This is a genomic window from Sulfurimonas sp. (genome assembly GCF_032250635.1).
GTDB lineage: Bacteria > Campylobacterota > Campylobacteria > Campylobacterales > Sulfurimonadaceae > Sulfurimonas.
This window is the reverse complement of the sequence record NZ_JAVVFL010000199.1, coordinates 1-3,961: the sequence shown is the minus strand read 5'-3', so window position 1 is coordinate 3,961 and position 3,961 is coordinate 1. Positions and strand designations below refer to the sequence as shown.

Below are 3,961 nucleotides of genomic sequence, written 5' to 3'. Positions count from 1 at the left end.
CTATTTATCAGCACCTTGATAGGTCAAGTAAGAGCGCTTGATCAGTTTGGAACATGGACAAACAGAACTAACGAAGATGTTTTGAGTGAGAAATATGTCAAAACAAAAGATGATTTGAAAAACATTCCCGTAATTGCAGACATTGATGAGATGCAGATACAAGACATAAGACTTGTCTATCAGGCAATCGCACTCGCCTTTGAAAAAAAGACCGGAATCATGTGTTCGGTTGTTATGGAGATGAGTCACGAGGGCTTCGGAAGAGCGGTAGTTATAGCTGATAAGATAGTCATACTGAACAAATTTTTCAAAGATGCGCACAGATTCTCTTTTAGAACTTATGAAGATCTAATAAGCGAAGGTGAAAAGATGCTGGATAACGCTTTAAAAATTTATGACGAATATAAAAAATAGGAGGTAAATAATGTCTAAAATAGGAGTTTTTGTAGGAACTGCAGGCGGAACATCTATGAAGGTCGCAAAGGCCTTGGTAAAAGAGTTTGAGATAGATGAAGATGATGTTGTCAATATGGAAGATGATTTTGATGATGTTGAGCAGCTCCTTGATTATGATGTTCTGTTTTTAGGAAGTTCAACTTGGGGACAGGGCGATGTTCATTTTAGCTGGGTTGACCCGCTTTTAGAGATCGAGTCTGAGGGCATAGATTTTAGCGGTAAAACTGTTGCATTTTTTGGAGCGGGTGATTGTAAAAAACACGGTGAGCACTTTTGCAGCGCGCTTGGAAAGCTCTATAAGACTTTTACGAATGCAGGTGCAACGCCAATAGGTCTGATCCCAAAAGATGATTATGAGTATGAGCATTCACTTGCCGAGGTAGATGGCAAGTTTTGCGGGCTGGGAATTGATCAGCACAATGAAGCAGGCAAAACTAAAAAAAGAGTAGAAAACTGGGTAGAAGTACTCAGATCTGAATTAGGAGAATAACATGTATTTAGTAGCGGCAGTCATTAATCAACATGACTTAAAAAATGTATTGGAAGACCTTTTTGCTAATAATATCGAAGGTGTTACGGTTACGGATGTAATTGGAAAAGGCTCTTATGGACTCAAAGAAGCAGATAATTTTCCTACTGACCTAGTGGCAAAAGTAAAACTTGAAATCGTTGTCTCTGATGAGGAAAACAGACTCATAGCTATGGAGTGCATACGAACTAATGCTCACGATTTAGGTCGCGGGGCGGGAAAAATCTGGTGGCTTGACGTGCTTGGTGTAGAGAGAATCCGAACAGGAGAAAAAGACGTAGAGGCACTCACAACTCAGGTCAATAAAAAGATAAAAAACACAAACAGCATAGTAACAACCATAACTGATACTCCGTGTAGTTAAAGGAACAAAATATGAATACGCTAACAAAGTCATTAGACGAGTTTTATGAACTGACTGACGCTGAAGATTATTTTGAATTTTTTGGTCTTGAGTATGATGAGAAACTGGTTAATGTCAAACGATTTCACATGCTAAAAGAGTATGGCTCGCTGATAAAAACAGGAATGGATAATTTTCAGGGAGACGGTGAAAGACTGCTTGATTTTTTAAAGTTTTCGCTCATGAAAGTTTACGGTGATTACAAAAATGGACATGCTCCGAGTGCGGCTGATGTTTGGAGTATGTTCAAAGACGGAAAATTGAGCGGTTGCATGAGTTGTACGCCGACACCGGGGAATAGTTGTGGCTGCTAATCATGTATTTGACCCAAATGTCAAACTTTACGACACTGTTACAGCGAGTCGTTCAGGAAGAGATGAGGAAGAGCCGAAGTTTGCCATCGGAGAAAAGGTAAAACTCTTAGAAGATATTGTAAATGACGGGACATATCCGCATGCCAAGATAGGAACGCTTATTATGCCGCGTGGCAGCATAGGCTATATCAGGCATATGGGTGAGTTTTTACAGGTAATAAGAGTTTATGAAGTGCATTTCTTCGGTGCAGGCATGGAGTTGGAAATTATAGGTTGTAGAGAGCATGAGCTTGAGTCCATGGAAGATGAGTACCAAAGCGAAGAAGAGCTAAACCGTCAAGCTATGGAGGCTCATAGAGAAAAGATGAGCCAAAAAGCCAAGAAGCAATCTTAATACGAAAAGGAGAATGGAATTTCGATTAACTTCGAGTGTCAAACTCTCGTAAAAGGTGCGCAAGGCTCCATAAAAGAGCCAAATCGTTAATGTCAAAATAAATTAAACTTAACACAAGGAGACAATATGACAACAAGAGTTGAGATCGTAAATGATTTTTTAGCAATCAATGTAAAAGAGGGTAGTACTATCCAAGATATCGTAGAGGCGAGCGGAAGTGCGCTTCCATTTGGATGCCGTGACGGTGAGTGTGGTACATGTGTTGTTGAGGTTGAATCGGGCATGGAGTTTTTAACTCCTAAGACAGATAAAGAAGTAAAAGTTCTTAAAGAGATATGTTCAGGAACCTGTACTCCAAATTCAAGATTGTCATGCCAGATGAAAATCGCTAAACCAAGCGGTTTGGTAAGACTGAAATACTAAAAATCTGTATAAAAGTTATACAGTAAATTGTACTTAAACATTGATGTGTTTTTGTACAATTTAATATGGCAAATGCAATAAATCTATACACCTCCCAGAAGCAGAATTTACAACTTTCACTAAGGTTATGGCTACCCCTTTTACAAGCACCTATACAAGATTTGGAAACTATTTTCAAAGAGCATAGTTATGACAATCCGTTTTTGGAATACAGATCATCTTTTGAATCAAACTACTCAAGCAGCGGTTTTATTGAAAATATGAGCTCACAGCCTGAGTCGCTGCAAGAGAAGGTTTTAGACCAGATAGAAGCGCCTCTTTTTCCTACTCCAAATTCACAAAAAGTTGCCAAAGAGATATTGATGTACATTAATACCGACGGTTATTTTGAAGGCGATATTGAAGAGATCGCTATAAAGTGCAACACGACAAAAGAGTTCGTAGAGAGCATCAGGCAGCGTTTTGCATTTCTAGACCCGTGCGGAGTCGGAGCGCTGGACTTGATAGAGTCTTTTATGTTTCAGCTCTCGCAGATTCCCGTAGATGAAGAGCTTAACAGGTTTGTCCAAAAAATAATATGCAATCTGAAAAATATAGACAAGTATCATAAGCACCACCGCTTTGAAGAGGCGACCGAGATCATCAAAAAGTTCAAATCACCTCCTGCAATTGATTTTCAGGAAGATAACGAATACATCATTCCTGATTTTTTTGTAAAAGTGGATGATGACATCTCGGTGATAATGAATCACAGTTACTATCCTGACCTTATTATTACCGACCCGTTTAAGAGTAAAAATGACGAGCTCAGACATAAACTAAAAGAGGCGAGAGACTTGGTAAATCTGCTTGATTTGAGAAAATCGACACTCTACAAACTTGTACTTTTGATTGTTGAAAAACAGATGGGCTTTTTTATAGGAAGTGAGCTAAAGCCAATGACGATGGCACAAGTAGCAAGCGAGATAGGTTTTGAAGAGTCCACCATCAGCAGGGCTGTTTCAAACAAATACATAAAATGCGACAGAGGGATTTTTTCACTCAAATCATTTTTTACAAATGCGGTCTCAAGCAATCTCTCTTCTTCTGAGATAAAAAACTACATCCAAAATCTTATAGAAAATGAGAACCACGATGAGCCTCTCACCGATCAGGACTTAGTAGATCTGGTCATGAAAAGATACGATATGGAGATGGTAAGAAGAACGATCACAAAGTATAGAAAACTTCTACATGTACCTTCATCCAAAGAGAGAAAAAAGGTTTATAAAGTGAGGGACTAGAGTTAGTAGACTTCTTTTCTGTGTGCAATTCTAATTACAGAGATAACTAGAAGGTTGTTTTCTTTTAAATAGATAATGCGGTAATTACCTGCCCGTTTTCTAAACTGAGACCGTTCAAAATTCTGTGTCAATCTGGTAAAATAACAAATACCCAAGGAA

Annotated in this window: 8 protein-coding genes; 7 read left to right on the top strand and 1 reads right to left on the bottom strand. The window is 38.7% G+C overall.

The features are described 5' to 3' along the window. The 7 genes from RQ763_RS10435 to rpoN form a co-directional block, all read left to right on the top strand. Positions 1 to 414 (top strand): NifX-associated nitrogen fixation protein (locus tag RQ763_RS10435; RefSeq protein ID WP_314152882.1); only part of this gene is annotated, 414 nt, incomplete at its 5' end. 10 nt (positions 415 to 424) lie between these two features. Continuing rightward, positions 425 to 946, top strand: coding sequence for a flavodoxin domain-containing protein (locus RQ763_RS10430; protein ID WP_314152881.1), 522 nt, complete (start codon positions 425 to 427; stop codon positions 944 to 946). A gap of 1 nt (position 947) precedes the next feature. Beyond that, positions 948 to 1,349 (top strand): P-II family nitrogen regulator, encoded by a 402-nt coding sequence (locus tag RQ763_RS10425; protein WP_314152880.1) that lies wholly within the window; start codon positions 948 to 950, stop codon positions 1,347 to 1,349. A gap of 11 nt (positions 1,350 to 1,360) precedes the next feature. Then, complete coding sequence (locus tag RQ763_RS10420; RefSeq protein WP_314152879.1) at positions 1,361 to 1,702, top strand: nitrogenase-stabilizing/protective protein NifW; 342 nt, start codon at positions 1,361 to 1,363, stop codon at positions 1,700 to 1,702. Continuing rightward, the gene (locus RQ763_RS10415) at positions 1,692 to 2,096 is read left to right on the top strand and encodes a nitrogen fixation protein NifZ (protein ID WP_314152878.1); all 405 of its coding nucleotides are present in this window, start codon (positions 1,692 to 1,694) and stop codon (positions 2,094 to 2,096) included. The genes RQ763_RS10420 and RQ763_RS10415 overlap by 11 nt, the downstream gene beginning before the upstream one ends. Positions 2,097 to 2,222: 126 nt before the next feature. Then, positions 2,223 to 2,519, top strand: coding sequence for a 2Fe-2S iron-sulfur cluster-binding protein (locus RQ763_RS10410; protein ID WP_314152877.1), 297 nt, complete (start codon positions 2,223 to 2,225; stop codon positions 2,517 to 2,519). 65 nt (positions 2,520 to 2,584) lie between these two features. Further along, on the top strand, positions 2,585 to 3,802 hold the full coding sequence (rpoN, locus tag RQ763_RS10405) for an RNA polymerase factor sigma-54 (RefSeq protein ID WP_314152876.1): 1,218 nt from the start codon (positions 2,585 to 2,587) through the stop codon (positions 3,800 to 3,802). A 2-nt stretch (positions 3,803 to 3,804) separates the two neighbouring features. Here rpoN and RQ763_RS10400 read toward each other — a convergent pair. After that, on the bottom strand, positions 3,805 to 3,961 hold a 157-nt coding region (locus RQ763_RS10400), incomplete at its 5' end, for a type II toxin-antitoxin system RelE family toxin (protein ID WP_409932384.1).